At 63.5% G+C, this 15050-nt stretch carries 14 protein-coding genes; 5 read left to right on the forward strand and 9 right to left on the reverse strand.

Features of this window, described 5'->3' with window-relative positions:
* Positions 1 to 19: 19 nt before the first annotated feature.
* On the reverse strand, positions 20 to 610 hold the full coding sequence (locus tag AC1DX0_RS10535) for a DUF308 domain-containing protein (protein WP_477219116.1): 591 nt from the start codon (positions 608 to 610) through the stop codon (positions 20 to 22).
* A 240-nt stretch (positions 611 to 850) separates the two neighbouring features.
* Between AC1DX0_RS10535 and efeU the strand changes: the two genes are divergently transcribed.
* From efeU to efeO (AC1DX0_RS10555), 4 genes are read left to right on the forward strand one after another with little or no spacing between them, the layout of a single operon-like run.
* Positions 851 to 1696 (forward strand): iron uptake transporter permease EfeU, encoded by an 846-nt coding sequence (gene efeU / locus AC1DX0_RS10540; RefSeq protein ID WP_477218963.1) that lies wholly within the window; start codon positions 851 to 853, stop codon positions 1694 to 1696.
* Positions 1693 to 2868: an iron uptake system protein EfeO gene (efeO, locus tag AC1DX0_RS10545; RefSeq protein WP_477218964.1), complete on the forward strand. Its 1176-nt coding sequence runs from the start codon at positions 1693 to 1695 to the stop codon at positions 2866 to 2868. Before efeU ends, efeO (AC1DX0_RS10545) begins: the two co-directional genes overlap by 4 nt.
* Positions 2865 to 4163: an iron uptake transporter deferrochelatase/peroxidase subunit gene (efeB, locus tag AC1DX0_RS10550; RefSeq protein WP_477218965.1), complete on the forward strand. Its 1299-nt coding sequence runs from the start codon at positions 2865 to 2867 to the stop codon at positions 4161 to 4163. The genes efeO (AC1DX0_RS10545) and efeB overlap by 4 nt, the downstream gene beginning before the upstream one ends.
* A 36-nt stretch (positions 4164 to 4199) precedes the next feature.
* Positions 4200 to 5021, forward strand: a complete 822-nt coding sequence (gene efeO, locus AC1DX0_RS10555) for an iron uptake system protein EfeO (protein ID WP_477218966.1) — start codon at positions 4200 to 4202, stop codon at positions 5019 to 5021.
* A 166-nt stretch (positions 5022 to 5187) separates the two neighbouring features.
* Here efeO (AC1DX0_RS10555) and AC1DX0_RS10560 read toward each other — a convergent pair whose 3' ends face one another.
* From AC1DX0_RS10560 to AC1DX0_RS10590, 7 genes are all read right to left on the reverse strand, one after another.
* Positions 5188 to 5616: a hypothetical protein gene (locus tag AC1DX0_RS10560; protein ID WP_477218967.1), complete on the reverse strand. Its 429-nt coding sequence runs from the start codon at positions 5614 to 5616 to the stop codon at positions 5188 to 5190.
* A 214-nt stretch (positions 5617 to 5830) separates the two neighbouring features.
* Positions 5831 to 8005, reverse strand: a complete 2175-nt coding sequence (locus tag AC1DX0_RS10565; RefSeq protein ID WP_477218968.1) for a malate synthase G — start codon at positions 8003 to 8005, stop codon at positions 5831 to 5833.
* Positions 8006 to 8309: 304 nt separating this feature from the next.
* Positions 8310 to 10352 (reverse strand): hydantoinase/oxoprolinase N-terminal domain-containing protein, encoded by a 2043-nt coding sequence (locus AC1DX0_RS10570; RefSeq protein ID WP_477218969.1) that lies wholly within the window; start codon positions 10350 to 10352, stop codon positions 8310 to 8312.
* A gap of 161 nt (positions 10353 to 10513) precedes the next feature.
* A complete protein-coding gene (locus AC1DX0_RS10575) occupies positions 10514 to 10909 on the reverse strand; it encodes an endonuclease domain-containing protein (protein ID WP_477218970.1) in 396 nt (131 codons plus the stop codon).
* Between the two features lie 110 nt (positions 10910 to 11019).
* Positions 11020 to 11646, reverse strand: coding sequence for a CDGSH iron-sulfur domain-containing protein (locus AC1DX0_RS10580; RefSeq protein WP_477355265.1), 627 nt, complete (start codon positions 11644 to 11646; stop codon positions 11020 to 11022).
* A gap of 113 nt (positions 11647 to 11759) precedes the next feature.
* Entirely contained in the window at positions 11760 to 12131 is a 372-nt protein-coding gene (locus AC1DX0_RS10585) for a hypothetical protein (protein WP_477218972.1), read from the reverse strand.
* A 141-nt stretch (positions 12132 to 12272) separates the two neighbouring features.
* A complete protein-coding gene (locus AC1DX0_RS10590) occupies positions 12273 to 12521 on the reverse strand; it encodes a DUF1127 domain-containing protein (RefSeq protein WP_477218973.1) in 249 nt (82 codons plus the stop codon).
* Positions 12522 to 12745: 224 nt separating this feature from the next.
* On the opposite strand from AC1DX0_RS10590, the gene AC1DX0_RS10595 reads away from it, so the two are divergent.
* Positions 12746 to 14263, forward strand: a complete 1518-nt coding sequence (locus AC1DX0_RS10595; protein WP_477355268.1) for a winged helix-turn-helix domain-containing tetratricopeptide repeat protein — start codon at positions 12746 to 12748, stop codon at positions 14261 to 14263.
* A 363-nt stretch (positions 14264 to 14626) separates the two neighbouring features.
* Here the strand turns inward: AC1DX0_RS10595 and AC1DX0_RS10600 are convergent, their stop codons facing one another.
* A complete protein-coding gene (locus AC1DX0_RS10600) occupies positions 14627 to 14983 on the reverse strand; it encodes a hypothetical protein (RefSeq protein WP_477218975.1) in 357 nt (118 codons plus the stop codon).
* Between the last annotated feature and the right edge of the window lie 67 nt (positions 14984 to 15050).

Raw genomic sequence — 15050 nt, forward strand, 5'->3', positions numbered from 1 at the left:
GCTTCCAGCAAGGGAAATCTCAACCTGCGACCTGCGGCGACTTGCGAAGGACGTCGCTGACCGACAGCCACACGGCAGACACAAGGAAGTAGAAGGCGCCGAAAGCGGCATAAGGTGCGATGGTGGCGATGCCAATCGCCTCCGTGCCGCCCGCCATTTTGACGAAGAAGACCCCAGCCAGCGCCGACTGGGCGCCACTCAGGATCATCGCCCACTGGGCGCCGTTGGTTTTCCAGCGACGTACTGCGGTCAAGAGTTGGAAGAGGCCGGAAAAAGCGGCCCAGACGCCAAAGACCGAGAGCACCGCGTTCATGCTGTGACCGAGCGCGATGGCGACCGCAATCGCGGTGATGATACTGACGGCGAAATTGAGCAGCTGCGAGTTGTTGCGGCTGAGGCCGCCAGTGCGGCGCGCGTCAAGATAGTTCGCGAGCGCGTCCCACGCAGGGTAGGCAACCAGCACGGCGGCAGCGAGCGGTGGGCTGCTTTTCGCGACGGTGAAAGCCGCCGCAACCCAGGCTGCCGATACGGCAAACCGCAGATAATAGTAGCTTTTGAGCCAACCGTTCGATGATGGGGCGCGGCTCTGACCGTTCATTTGTGCAGACATGATGGGGATCTTTCGTTTCAACTACCTACCATCTAGTAGGTAGAACGCTAGTCGTCAAGGCGCCTGAAACCGATCGCCGATCACCTCGACATCTCATTTATGTGATTGGCGCTCGCTTGTGCTTGCTCATCTGCCAATAATAAAAGGTGACCGCTTTACACAGGTTTTCGGCCTGCCTTGAACGGCGGCCTTCAGGCGGGCGGGACTTTGTACGTCTCTCCCCGCGCGGCTGGACAGACAATGCTGGTACCGTTCCTGATCATGTTTCGCGAGGGTGTCGAAGCGGCGCTTATCGTCAGTATCATCGCCAGTTACCTCAACCGCACCGGCCGTGGCGCCTGGATGCCGGTGGTGTGGATCGGCATCTTTTTGGCGCTTGCCTTTTCGCTCGGCGTCGGCGCGATCCTGCAGTTTGCCAGCGTAGAATTCCCGCAGAAGGCGCAGGAGCTGTTCGAGGCGATCATCGGGCTGGTCGCCGTCTGCGTGCTGACCTCGATGGTGTTCTGGATGCGCAAGGCGGCGCGCTCGATCAAGGCGGAGCTGCACAATTCCATCGACGCGGCCTTCGAGACGCCGTCACGCAAGGGCTTCGGCCTGATCGCCATGGTCTTCCTGGCTGTGGCGCGCGAAGGTGTGGAGTCGGTGTTCTTCCTGCTCGCCGCTTTCCAGCAGGAAAACAGTTTTGCACCGCTGGCGGCCCTTGCCGGCGTGCTGCTGGCAGGCGTGGTCGGCTACGGCATTTATGCCGGCAGCGTGCGGCTGAACTTCAGGCGCTTCTTCCGCTGGACCGGCGCTTTCATTCTGATCGTCGCCGCCGGCCTGCTCGCCAATTCGGTCAATGCGCTGCACGAGGCCGGCCTGTGGAACCATGGGCAGCAGATAGTCTTCGACATCGGCGGCCTGCTGCCGATGGACAGCCCGCTGGGCTCGGTGCTCTCAGGCATTTTTGGCTATATCGACGCGCCAACGGTCAGCGAAATCGTCGTCTATATCGGCTTCCTCGTCCCTTCGCTCTGGTTCTTCCTGGCGGATCGGCCGGGCCTGCAGCCGGCAACAGCCACCAAGCACGGACGGCCCGCGACATGAGCGCCACGCCGCAATCCCCCGCACTGCCGCGCATGGCTGTCCGCATCGGCCTGGCGCTTTCCCTGGTGTTGCTGGTCGCTGCCGCCGCCGCCTTCACCTATGCGACACGGGTCGCGCAGAAAGGACGCCATGACGCGTCATCCGCGACCCTGGTGGCGATCACTGAAACATCCTGCGAGCCCAATGCGCTGACCATTGCCGCCGGCCGCCACGTCTTCCAGATCGAAAACCGCTCCGACCGCGCGGTCGAATGGGAGATCCTCGACGGCGTGATGGTGCTTGAGGAGCGCGAGAACATCGCGCCGGGCTTCACCCAGACGCTGGCGACGCGGCTCGAGCCCGGCGACTACGCCATCACCTGCGGCCTGCTCTCGAACCCGCGCGGTCGGCTGCACGTGCTGCCCGCCGCCGATGCCGGCGCGGCCCAAAAGCCCGATCTAGCCGCCTTCATCGGTGCGCTCGCCGAATACAAGGTGTTTTTGGCAACCGAGACCGATGCCTTCGTCCAGGCGGCCGGCGCCTTCGCCGGTGCGGTGAAATCGGGGGATCTGGCGGCGGCAAGGGCGCTCTATCCGCCGGCAGAGACCGCCTATGCGCATCTGGCGCCGGTGTCGCCGCTGTTTTCGGACCTCGACGCGGCGATCGACGGGCGCGCCGATGCTTTCGGCCAGCACGAGGCCGATCCGGCTTTCGGCGGCCTGCACCGCCTCGAATATGGGCTGTTCAGCCAGGGCAGCACGGACGGCCTCGCCCCCGTCGCCGACAAGCTCGGGAGCGACGCGGCATTGCTAAAGAGCCGTATCCACGAATTGCGCATCATGCCCGAAAGCATGGTCAGCGGTTCGGTTGCCATGCTGGAACGGTTTGCGGCTCCGGGACCCGGCTTCGGCGACAGCCCCTACGCGCATGGCGACCTCACCTCCTTCGAGGCTGCGGAGACAGGCGTGCGCAAGGTGTTCGACCTTTTGCGTCCCGTAGCAGTCAAGACCGCGCCCGACATTGTCACGTCGCTCGACAAGGATTTTGCCGTGCTGGGCGACATGATCGCAATGCGCCGCGCTGAAGCATCCGACGCGCTCTCCGATCCCGCCAAGGCCGAGCTCGGCAAGGCGGCGTCAGTACTCGCCGGCGACCTCTCCCGATTGCGTGAAACCATGGACCTCAGCCAATGACAGCCAGGGAAAAACCCCGCGACCCGAATGCGGCCTTCTCACCCTCGCGCCGCTCGGTGCTGATCGGCGCGGTCGCCGGGGCGCTCGCCCCTCAAGCAGCGGTGGCGGCTGCCGCTGGCAGCGTGACCAATGCGCCGGAAAGCGACACGATCGACCAGCGGCAGGCTTTCCATGGCGAGCACCAGCCGGGCATCGTCACGCCACGGCCGGCCGCCGGCCTGGTCGCCTCGTTCGACGTGCTTGCCCAGAACCGTGCCGGGCTGCAGCGGCTGCTGCATACGCTGACCGAGCGCATCGCCTTCCTGATGGAAGGCGGAACGCCGCCCGTGCTCGACCCGAAATTTCCCGCCGCCGATTCCGGCATTCTCGGTCCTGTCGTCACCCCGGACAATCTGACGATCACGACGTCGCTCGGCGCATCGATGTTCGACGAACGCTTCGGCCTGCAGGCGCTGAAACCGAGGCATCTCGCCCAGATGACATCGTTTTCCAACGACGCCTTGCAGGACGAATTCTGCCATGGCGACCTGTTGCTGCAATTCTCGTCGAACACGCCTGACACCAACATCCACGCGCTGCGCGATATCGTGAAGAACACCCCGGACTCATTGCTCCTGCGCTGGAAGCAGGAAGGCTCGGTGCCGGTGCGGCCGCCGAACCCCGGAAAGCCCAAGCAAAGCGCGCGCAACTTCCTCGGTTTTCGCGACGGTTCGGCCAATCCGGATTCCACCGACGCCGAGTTGATGAACAGAATAGTCTGGGTGCAGGCGAGCGGCGGCGAGCCCGCCTGGACGTCAGGCGGTTCCTACCAGGTGGTACGCCTCATCAGAAATTTCGTCGAGCGCTGGGACCGCACGCCGCTGCAGGAACAGCAGACGATCATCGGCCGCCAGAAAGCAAGCGGCACGCCGCTCGAGGGCGGTACGAGCGAGGCCGATGTTCCTCACTTTGCCAACGACCCGCAAGGCAAGACCACACCGCTCGACGCACATATCCGGCTCGCCAACCCGCGCGACGCCGAGGCGCAAAAGCACCTGATCCTGCGGCGGCCCTTCAACTATTCGAACGGCGTCAGCAAATCCAACCAGATGGATATGGGCCTGCTGTTCATCTGCTACCAGGCCGACCTCGAACAGGGTTTTGTCGCCGTCCAGACCCGCCTCAACGGCGAGGCGCTCGAGGAATACATAAAGCCTTTCGGCGGCGGCTATTTCTTCGCCCTGCCGGGCGTGAAGGACGAGCAGGACTATCTCGGCCGCTCACTGCTCGAAATGGCCGCCGGGACACATGCCTGAACTCCGAACCAGCTTCACACTATGAGAGGATATTCCATGAGAAACCATCGCCTGCTTGCGGTCTCCGCCATCGCCCTGCTGACCGGCTTCGCGCCGGCTCACGCCGCCGTTTCGCCGCTTGACCTCGTCCAGCCGATCGCTGACTACAAGCTCTACGTTCAGGGCAAGATCGACACGCTGGTGACCAGCACCAAGGCGTTCACCGAAGCGGTCAAATCAGGCGATCTCGCCAAGGCCAAGGCGCTCTATGCGCCGGCCCGCGTCAACTATGAGACCATCGAGCCGATCGCCGAACTGTTCTCCGACCTCGACGGCGCCATCGATTCGCGCGCTGACGACCATGAGCAGAAGGAGAAGTCGGCGGACTTCTACGGCTTCCACCGCATCGAATACACGCTCTTCAGCCAGAACACGACGGATGGCCTCGGCACGCTGGCCGACAAGCTCAACGCCGATGTGCTCGACCTGCAGAAGCGCGTTGCCGGCCTGACCGTGCCGCCGGAAAAGGCCATAGACGGCGCCGCCGGCCTGCTTGAGGAAGTGGCGTCCAGCAAGATCTCCGGCGAGGAAGACCGCTACAGCCACACCGACCTCTGGGACTTCCAGGCCAATATCGACGGCGCCCAGAAGATCGTCGCTTTGGTGCATCCGCTGGTCGAGAAGGAGAACCCCACTTTGATCAAGACCGTCGACGACAATTTCGCCACCGTCGACGCCATCCTGGCCAAGTACAAGACTGCAGACGGCTACGAAACCTACGACAAGCTGTCGGATGCCGATCGCAAGGCGCTGGCCGGCCCGGTGACGGCGCTGGCCGAGGATCTGTCGAAGCTGCGGGGTACGCTGGGGCTGAACTGAGATCGCCAAGGCAGGAGAGGTCAGCGTTTCGCCGAAACGCTGACCTCTTTATCGCCATGCTCTGACGGAAAATTGTTCCCTCGCGGATCGGGCGACGATCCGCGACCGTTCAACCGCTGACGGGCGAACCTTCTGACGCGTCCGGTAACGAAGCCTCTCGGAGGAACTACCCTACGGTCAGATATATTGTCGTGTAATGGGGCCTGCCGGCTGGATCGATCGCATAGAAAACGGCCTTGTCCTTACCTCTGTATCCGGCGGTGGATCGATAGAATCCTTTAACGCCATTTGACACTTTGCGGGCGCATTTCGACTCGGGCAGCAGTTTGCTGTAGGTATTTTGAACTGTCCCCTCGGAAAGCACCAAGGTACCGTGCTGTGGATATGTACTTATCTTTACCTTCAGGTGTGAAACTGTACAATCTGCATAAATCTCGTCATTTTTATATATGTAGCTATTAACTCCGGATTTTACATTTTTATAAAACATTTTGTAAGACATATGGCTCGCCTGCGCTGGCGTGAAAAAACACGCTGCCAGTATCAGGACGGAAGTACGGCAAAGCATACTTCCATGCGCAAGGATCTTGCCCATTTTTGGTTCTCCCAAGCCAAATATTGACTTGCAGAATTATCATGGACTTCCGCTGCCTCATATTGCTTTCACATGCAATTCCGCCGCCACGACTGGCAGATCTGATCAAAAGCTCGTGAGCTACAGGGGATGCGCGTCATGACGCCTTTAGCGGCGCGCCTATTCTTGGCGCCGTCGAAGTAGCGCATCAGTAGAGCACGGCCGTTGCGAATTCTCAGAGGGTCTGGGCGCGCGCCTTCAGTTCTAATCTCCGCGCGTGCAGCACCGGCTCGGTATAGCCATTGGGCTGGCTGGTGCCCTTGAACACCAGGTCGCAGGCGGCCCGGAAGGCGATGGAAGTGTCGAAATCCGGCGCCATCGGCCGGTAGAGCGGATCGCCGACATTCTGGCGGTCGACGATGGCCGCCATGCGCTGCAGCGAATCCCGCACCTGGATTTCCGAGCACACTTTGTGACGCAGCCAGTTGGCGATGTGCTGCGAGGAGATGCGCAGCGTGGCGCGGTCTTCCATCAGGCCGACATCGTTGATGTCAGGCACTTTGGAGCAGCCGACGCCCTGGTCGATCCAGCGCACGACGTAACCCAGAATGCCTTGGGCGTTGTTGTCGAGTTCGCGCTGGATCTCGTCGGGCGTCCAGTTAGGCCGCACGGCGACCGGCACCGAGAGGATGTCGTCGAGCTTGGCCTTCGGCCGGCCCTTCAGCGCCGCCTGTACGGCATGGACATCGACCTTGTGATAGTGCGTGGCGTGCAGCGTCGCCGCCGTCGGCGACGGCACCCAGGCGGTGTTGGCGCCGGCCTTGGGATGAGCGATCTTCTGTTCCAGCATCGCCGCCATCAGGTCCGGCATCGCCCACATGCCCTTGCCGATCTGAGCGTGGCCGGCGAGGCCGCATTCGAGTCCGGTGTCGACATTCCACGCCTCATAGGCGGAAATCCAGGCGGCCTGCTTCATGTCGCCTTTGCGGATCATCGGGCCGGCTTCCATCGAGGTGTGGATCTCGTCGCCGGTGCGATCGAGGAAGCCGGTGTTGATAAACACCACGCGTTCCCTAGCCGCACGGATCGCTTCCTTGAGGTTGACGGTGGTGCGCCGCTCCTCATCCATGATGCCCATCTTGATGGTGTTCTTTGGCATGCCGAGTAGCGCCTCGACGCGGTCGAAGATCTCGACGGCGAAGGCGACTTCCTCCGGCCCGTGCATCTTCGGTTTCACCACATACATCGAGCCGGCGCGAGAGTTCATCCGCCGCCCCTTGGCTCCGACATCGTGCAACGCGATCAGCGCCGTCAATGCCGCGTCCATGATGCCTTCCGGCACCTCGTTGCCATCGCGGTCTGTTATCGCCGGATTGGTCATCAGGTGGCCGACATTCCTGACCAGCATCAGCGAGCGGCCGGGCACGGTCAGCGTGCCGCCTGTCGGCGCCGTGTAGGCACGGTCCGGGTTGAGCTTGCGGACAAAACTCCTGCCGCCCTTGCTGATCTCTTCGGCCAGATCGCCCTTCATCAGGCCGAGCCAGTTGCGGTAGACGACGACCTTGTCCTCGGCATCCACCGCCGCGACCGAATCCTCGCAGTCCTGGATGGTGGTCAGCGCCGATTCCAGGATGACATCGGCAATGCCCGCCGGATCGGTGCGGCCGATCTGGTTGGCGCGGTCGATCACGATCTCGATATGCAGGCCGTTCCTGACCAGCAGCACGGCTTGCGGGTTGGCGGCGTCGCCACGATAGCCGACGAATTGTCTGGGGTCGGCCAGCGTCGTCGAACCGGCACCAGCGCTGAGCTTCAGCGCGCCATTGGCCACCGACAGGCCGTTCACCCCTGCCCATTTGCCTGAGGTGAGTGGGGCGGCCTCGTCGAGAAAAGTCTTCGTCCAGGCGACGACCTTGGCGCCGCGCGCCGGGTTGAAACCCTTGCCCTTTTCAGCGCCGCCGGTTTCGGGAATGGCATCGGTGCCGTAGAGCGCGTCGTAGAGCGAACCCCAGCGCGCATTGGCGGCATTGAGCGCATAGCGCGCATTCATCACCGGCACGACCAGCTGCGGCCCGGCAACGACAGCGATTTCCGGGTCGACATTCTCGGTCGAGACGCTGAAGGCCGGCCCTTCGGGGACGAGATAGCCAATCTCCCTGAGGAAGCTCTTGTAGGCCTCCATATCGATCGGCGCGCCATTGTCGCGATACCAGCCGTCGAGCTTTTCCTGCATGGCGTCGCGTTTTGCCAGCAGTGCGCGGTTCTTCGGGCCGAGATCGTGGACGATGGCCGAAAAGCCGTTCCAGAACGCATCCGCCGCGATGCCGGTGCCGGGCAAGGCCTCGTTGGCCACAAAATCATGCAGCTCGCGGGCAATCCGCAATCCGGCGATCTCGATGCGATCGGTCATCAGGCTACTCCAGATGAAAGGCTTTGCGGGGCGTTTGGCATGTTGGGGTTGCAGGGTCAATTCAGCTTAGGGTGAAGGTGGGTGTTTTGGCGAGCGGTGACGCTGCCAATCTCCCCCCTCGTGGGGGAGATGCCCGGCAGGGCAGAGGGGGGCGTGAAGGATCGCGACCTTTGCCCCCTTCTGCCGTGGGAACATCACCACAACTGGATGTCGAAGCAAAGGTAGAACCGATAGGTCGGCGGGACAGTGCCCCCCTCTGGCCTGCCGGCCATCTCCCCCACAAGGGGGGAGATCGCTCTCGTCCTCACACCGCAATTCTTGGCCTTCCCGAGGCCACCGCCACGACATGCGCCTCGATGAACATGCGCTGGGCTTCGACCGTCGAAACCCTGAACTCGGTCGCGACATCGATCTCGGCGCTGTCGGTGCCGGCGTCCTTCGCCCTCTGGGCGACGATTGCCCGCACATCGGCTTCGGCGGCCGCGATCGCCGCTGCCTCGTCGAGGAAATCGCGCACCGTCTCGCCCGAGGCAAGGCGGAACAGCCCTTCCTTGGGCTGGCTGACCCGCGCTTCGGCCGAAACCCTGACCTGACCGACGACGGCGCCGAGCGCGTTGGCGACATCGGTGTCTTCCGGCACCACGCACTCATTGCCGACCAGGGGCGCCAGGCCGGCATAGTGCAGCGGCGCCGAGGCGCCGAGGCCGATGACCGGACGGTCGAGCGCGACACTCAGCCGGGCGATGCCGGGGTGGGCGTCGACGGCGCGCTGGACCAGCGCGTGCGCCACCGTCGCGGCGCCATCGAGCCCGTCCTCGGCGAAAGCGGTTTCGAGGATGTATTCGGCCGACCAGCGCGTCAGCGTCACCAGCACCCGCTCCGAGATCACCTCCGGTGACGCCGCAATATTCTGACCACGGCCGTCGCGCTTGCGGGCAAACAATTCGGCGCCGAGGCGAGCGGTGACGGCGTCCCAGTTGGCCTGCTTGCCCAGCACGTGTGCTGCGTCCGACGGGGTGAAGCCTGAGATATGCACCAAGCCGCGCGAGACCAGCCGGTTCAAGGTGGCGTTCTGGGCGTTCGATGTCAGCAGCCTGTCGAGGGCAAGCGGGGTTGCGCCGATCGCCTCGTAGAGCCGCGCTTCGGGAGCGGTGAGGCCCGCTGCAAGTCTGTCCGGCACGCCGGTGCGCACCGCGAAGCGGCCATCCATGCGGCCGGGGTTCGGTGCCCGCAACTGGCGTTCGAGTTCCGACCTCACGGCGTCACCATGCGCCATGCCGGCCAGCGCCAGCGGCACCAGGCGGCGCGGCCCGAGCAAAATCTTCGGGTTGAGTGCGCCGTCCTCCAGCGCCACTTCGGAATCGCCGCCAAGGCCGAAGGTGCGCATGGCGACCGCTTCGACCATGGTGCGGAAGCCACCGACGGTGGCGCCTTCGGGATCAAGCCGCGGACGACCCTTGTCGAGAACGGCGACGTCGGTGGTGGTGCCGCCAATGTCTGAGACCACGGCATTGTCGAGCCCGGTCATGTGACGTGCGCCAACCAGGCTGGCGGCGGGGCCGGAGAGGATGGTTTCGATCGGCCGCTGGCGGGCAAACGCCGCCGAGACCAGCGCGCCGTCGCCGCGCACCACCATCAGCGGGGCGGCGATGCTGCGGGCTTCCAAAAACCCTTCGGTCGCCGCAACGAGCCGGTCGATCATCGAGATCAGCCTGGCGTTGAGCAGCGTCGTCAGCGCCCGGCGCGGGCCGCCGAGCTTGGCCGACAGCTCGTGGCTTGCGGTGACCGGCAGGCCGGTCTTGTCGCGGATCAGCTCGCGCGTTGCGATCTCGTGGGCCGGGTTGCGGGTGGCGAAATAGGCGCAGACGGCAAAGCCGGACACCGAAGCGCCAAGCTCCGGCAAGGCCTCTTCCAGCTGGGACAGGTCGAGCTTGGCGGCATTGCCGTGGACATCGTGGCCGCCTGGGCAAAACACCACCGGATCGGTGCCGAGCGCCGTCTTCAGCCCGTCGCGGGCGAGGTCGGCTTCGGAAAAGCCTATCATCACCAGCGCCACCCGACCGCCCTGGCCCTCGACCAGCGCATTGGTGGCAAGCGTCGTCGACATCGACACCAGTTTGATCGCCACCGGATCGGTGCCGGCCTTTTCGAGCACCGCGTCGACGGCGCCGGAAATACCGACGGCGAGATCATGTCGCGTGGTCAGCGCCTTGGCCTTGGCCAGCACCTTGCCCTTGTTTGGCCCTTGCTGTGGGCCTTCGGTTTCAGACCACAGCACGGCATCGGTGTAGGTGCCGCCGGTGTCGATGCCGAGGAAGAGGGGTTTTGGTTTAGTCTTGGCGGTCATTGCTGATGGCGGTCCGATTTATCTGCCCCAGCCCATTAGCCGATACGAGGCGGGCGATAAAGCCGCGAGCGCTGGGCCAAGGGAGGAGTTCGATCTCCCCCCTTGTGGGGGAGATGGCCGGCAGGCCAGAGGGGGGCGCTGTCCCGCCGACCTTGCGGCGACTACAGTTCCTGCAGCCGCTTCGTCAAAGACGCGTCTCCAAGCCCGGCCGCAATCACAATATGCTGGCAGACATTGTCGATGTCGCGGATGATGTCATCGTTCCAGAAGCGCAGGACGGTCCAACCATCTTGCTCCAGGCGCAACGTCCTTGCGTCGTCGCTGGTGGTTGCGTCGGCTTCCGCATGCTGGGAGCCGTCGACTTCGACGACAAGTCTCTTCTCCGGGCAAGCGAAGTCGACAATGTATCCGGCGACCGGAAGTTGTCGGCGGAAGCCAAGCCCCATCAACCGGTGCACGCGAAGCTCGTTCCAGAGCTTTAATTCGGCTGATGTCATGACCTTGCGCATCGATCTGGCGTTTGCGCGATGTCTCGGAGGCAATGGCGTATGAGGCATTGTCACTGTTCGCTGGGTGTTGAAGATAGCGCTCTACGGCGCCCCCCTCTGCCCTGCCGGGCATCTCCCCCACGAGGGGGGAGATTGGCCGCGTCGACCGCAGCGCCTACCTACCCGACAAACCCCACCCGCTTATGCGACCCATCGCAAAACGGCTTGTTGGCCGAGTGGCCGCAGCGGCAGAGGAAGGTGCGTTGTGTGCGGTCGATCGTATGGCCGGTGCCGGTGACGATCTCGACATTGCCCTCGATCTTGAGCGGGCCGTTGGTGGTCGGCGTCACTTTCAGCGGGCCATTGCGCGCCTCCAACGCCGGCGTGTCCTTCAGCGCCGGTTCGCCAGTGGCGGTGAAGCCGGCCTTGGTGTGACTGCCGTCGCAGAACGGCTTGTTTTCCGAAGCGCCGCAGCGACAGAGCGTGGCGCGATAGAAGGTTTGGCCGTCGAGCACGATCTCGGCGTGAACGGCGAGCGGGCCGTTTTCGCGCAGCCGCACGGTGTTGACCACAGGCGGCTGTTCCTGCGGCCCCCCATCCTTGCGGACATATGTGATGGCGCCCGAGGGGCAGTTTTCGGCGATGGCCACCACTTTCTCGACGCTGGCCGCATCGGGATGGATCCAYTGGCCCGSCGCGTTGGGCACGAAGACRTGCGGATYGCCSAGCACGCAATTGCGCGAATGGATGCAGCGCTTGCCGGAGAACCCGACGTCGATCTTGTCACTTTCGACCATGCCGGCCATCGCGGTGCTCCTGTTGCCTGGGGCACGTCGCGGCTGAATGCACAGACGCGGCGTGCCTTGGGTGTTGGGCAAGCTATGGCTCGAACAGGAAAACCGTCAAGCTGGCAAACCGGTCAGGGGACGAGATTGATCTCCTCGGTCTCGCCACCGCTGCAGGTGTAGCAGCAGTCCTCGCATTTTTCCTTGTTGCCGGGGCCGACGCCCCAATAGGTGCCCTCGTCACCATCGACCCAGGCGCCGTAGCAGATCGATTCACCCTCGTTGCAGGAGATCGGCAGCGACTTGGTCTCGCCGTCGTCGAGGTAAAAGTCCTTGCCTTCGCCCGGCCAGACATAGTCGCGGTCCTGGCTGTAGAGCTCAAGGCGCATGGCGTTGGGATGGCTGTTCTTGACGGTGAAGGTGACGTCGCCGGCATGGGCGGATGGTGCAAACAGGACGGCGAGCGAAAACGCGGCGGCAAGCCGGCGCGCGGACGTGAAAGACATGAAAACCCCCGTGAAGAATCGGCCCCCACGGCCGATAGGGGATCATGGCACGACGCGCGCGGGGGCTAAAGGGATGATGGCGACAATCCCAGATATAATCGGCCCAGATACAATCGGCCGCAGGATCTCAAAATCCTCGCCCTAGCGTTGCCAGAAGGGCAACTTGGCGATCTCTTCATCGACCTGCCGCCTGGTCAGGCCGATATCGTCGATCAGATGCGGATTGGTGTCCGAGATTCGCTTGAGGTCCCAGCGAAAGTAGGTCCGTTCGCGCCAGGCTGCGACGGTGTTTCGCAGGCTCGCAAGGCTATAGCGCCGGCGCGACGCCTGCCCGACGGACGTTCCCCGCCGCACTGCCTGATGCGGGGCCGATGCAAAAATATTGGTCATGACAACCTCCATGGGTTTCCGGGACCCCCACACGATTTGAGGGGCAACGATCTAATGAGGCTGGACTTTGCAGCATACGGACGGCGCCGTAATTAAGCCCTCCCAAATAGTTCTCAAAAGTTCCAAATCGGCTCTAACTCTTTGTTTTGACGTCGCTCCTCAGGAAGCGCACCACGCTTTTCCCGGGAAAACCGCCTCACACTTTTCCTCGAATTGCTCTATAGATGCGCCSTATGCAGGGATCGCGCTTTGCCTTTGGTCCGTTCGTGCTTGATYCSGSTGCGGGAACGCTGCTTCGGAACGACGATCCCGTTGCCGTCGGCTATCGTGGGCTGAAGCTGCTTGCGGCGCTCGTCGGACGGCCCGGCGAAATCCTCGAGAAGGCCGAACTGATGGATGCGGCGTGGCCGGGGACGGCCGTCGAGGAAGGCAACCTCACCGTCCAGATCGCGCAGCTGCGCAAGCTGCTTGGTCCGCCCGCCGGCGGCGGTGAATGGATATCGACGGTGCCGCGCGTCGGCTACCGCTTCACCGGCGCCATCGAACAGCTCGMCCRCGCCAAGCGWAAACMWTTGCCGCTGCCCGACAAACCATCGATAGCGGTGCTGCCTTTCGTCAATCTCAGCAACGACCCCGAGCAGGAGGCCTTCGCAGACGGGTTGACCGAAGATTTGATCACCGACCTGTCCAGGGCCCCGGGCCTGTTCGTCATCGCGCGCAACTCGACCTTTGCCTACAAGGGCAAGGCGATGGATGTGCGCGCGATCGCCGAGGAGCTTGGCGTGCGCTATCTSCTGGAGGGYAGCGCCAGACGCGCTGCCGGGCGCGTGCGCATCAACGCACAGCTGGTCGACGCGRWGAGCGGCGAGCAYCTKTGGGCGGAACGCTTYGATCGCRGCCTGGASGACATCTTTGCCGTYCAGGACGAGGYSACGGCCAAGATCGTSGAGGCRYTGCTCGGYCGGCTGCGCGCGCCRCYGCCRCGCAAYCGGCCCAASAATCTSGAGGCYTACGATCTCTGCGTGCGGGCGCGCAAGCTGATCGACGATTCGCCGCAGACGGCRCGSGAAGCGCATCTGMTGCTGACGCGCGCTGTGTCCCTCGATCCGGAGTACGCACAGGCYCATCGCTGGCTTGCCATGAACCATTGGATGGGATGGGTGCATTGGGGCGAGCCGGTCGAACCCAACCGTCGCATTGCGCTCGAACTGGCGCGCAAGGCCGTGGCGATCGATCCCAACGATGCCGGCTGCCGCTGGGTGCTCGGCAATTTGCTTGCCTATGAGCACAGCTTCGAAGAGGCGGATGCCGAATTCGCCAAGGCGTTCGAACTTGACCCGAACGAGGCCGATGCCTGGGCGACACTGGCCGACATCACGACCTTGGCCGGGCGGGTCGAGGAGGGCCTCGAGCAGATCCGCAAGGCGTTCCGGCTGAACCCGTTTCCGGCGAGCTGGTATTATCTCACCCTTGGCGCGGCGCAGTATGCAGCGCGCGACTACGAGGCCGCCGTCGAGACCCTGCGCCGGGACGAGACCTATCGAACGAGCTCGCGCCGTTTCCTGGCGGCAAGCCTGGCCCAGCTCGGCCGACTCGAAGAGGCGCGCGCCGAGGTCGAAATGTTCCTGATCGGCAACCCGCATTTTACGACCAGCCACTGGGTCTGGACGGAGCCATTCCGCGACGACGCGATGCGCGAGCATTTCGTCGATGGTTTTCGCAAGGCCGGTCTGCCGGACTGACGTGACCTCCTGCCTAGATTCAGCTACTGGATGCACACTCTTCTGTGATTGGCGTGACTGATCGGCCCGCGGCTTGATTGCCACGTGGTTCCCCCAATCCGTCGCTGCTTCGCAGCGCCACCTTTCCCCCCTCCGGAGGGAAAGGAAGGGAGCGTTGCTGGATGAGCGTTGACGGCAAAAAGGTTTGGCGCCTTTCCTCTACCCCGTCGATCGGGGGAGAGGTGGCTCGGCGAAGCCGAGACGGAGTGGGGGTCGACCAGCGCACATAAGAAAATGCATGCGCCAAGTTCCCATGCACGCTATCGCCAAAGACCAACTGCTTGGAAATGTGTGCATACCGTAGCTAGATTCACGAGGCCCCAATCACGGCACCAGATCGATCGTCTCGGTCGTGTGTTCCACGCAGATGAAGCAGCAGTTGTCGCAAGGCTGGTCGTTGTCAGGCCCGACGCCGGCCGAGATCTGGTCGTTGCCGTCGACCCAGGCGCCATAGCAGATGCGCTCTCCGGAATTGCAGGACAGCGGCACCGATTTCTGGGAATTCGGGTCGATCATGAACACCTTGTCATTGCCCGGCCAGACCGTCTCGCGGTCGCGGCTGAACAATTCGACCGCAACCGCTTCCTTGCGCAGGTTCTTGACGAAGAAGGCCATGTCGGCGGCCTCGGCCGAATTGGTGCAGACCAGCGCCGCCAGCACGGCCATACGAAACAGCGTCACGGTCGAGCCTCCCGAATCACCGCCGCAGAATCGCATGGCCGCCCATGCCTGTCGCTCGCGTTCTGAC

It is taken from the genome of Mesorhizobium sp. P3_A9 (assembly GCF_056402975.1).

What these genes read in the sequence shown, in the direction of transcription:
- AC1DX0_RS10570 (WP_477218969.1), bottom strand. Translation starts at nt 10,352, where the DNA reads ATGACCGCCAAGACTAAACCAAAACCCCTCTTCCTCGGCATCGACACC.
- efeO (WP_477218964.1), top strand. Translation starts at nt 1,693, where the DNA reads ATGAGCGCCACGCCGCAATCCCCCGCACTGCCGCGCATGGCTGTCCGC.
- AC1DX0_RS10585 (WP_477218972.1), bottom strand. Translation starts at nt 12,131, where the DNA reads ATGTCTTTCACGTCCGCGCGCCGGCTTGCCGCCGCGTTTTCGCTCGCC.
- AC1DX0_RS10560 (WP_477218967.1), bottom strand. Translation starts at nt 5,616, where the DNA reads ATGGGCAAGATCCTTGCGCATGGAAGTATGCTTTGCCGTACTTCCGTC.
- AC1DX0_RS10565 (WP_477218968.1), bottom strand. Translation starts at nt 8,005, where the DNA reads ATGACCGATCGCATCGAGATCGCCGGATTGCGGATTGCCCGCGAGCTG.
- AC1DX0_RS10535 (WP_477219116.1), bottom strand. Translation starts at nt 610, where the DNA reads ATGTCTGCACAAATGAACGGTCAGAGCCGCGCCCCATCATCGAACGGT.
- efeB (WP_477218965.1), top strand. Translation starts at nt 2,865, where the DNA reads ATGACAGCCAGGGAAAAACCCCGCGACCCGAATGCGGCCTTCTCACCC.
- AC1DX0_RS10575 (WP_477218970.1), bottom strand. Translation starts at nt 10,909, where the DNA reads ATGCCTCATACGCCATTGCCTCCGAGACATCGCGCAAACGCCAGATCG.
- AC1DX0_RS10590 (WP_477218973.1), bottom strand. Translation starts at nt 12,521, where the DNA reads ATGACCAATATTTTTGCATCGGCCCCGCATCAGGCAGTGCGGCGGGGA.
- efeU (WP_477218963.1), top strand. Translation starts at nt 851, where the DNA reads ATGCTGGTACCGTTCCTGATCATGTTTCGCGAGGGTGTCGAAGCGGCG.
- efeO (WP_477218966.1), top strand. Translation starts at nt 4,200, where the DNA reads ATGAGAAACCATCGCCTGCTTGCGGTCTCCGCCATCGCCCTGCTGACC.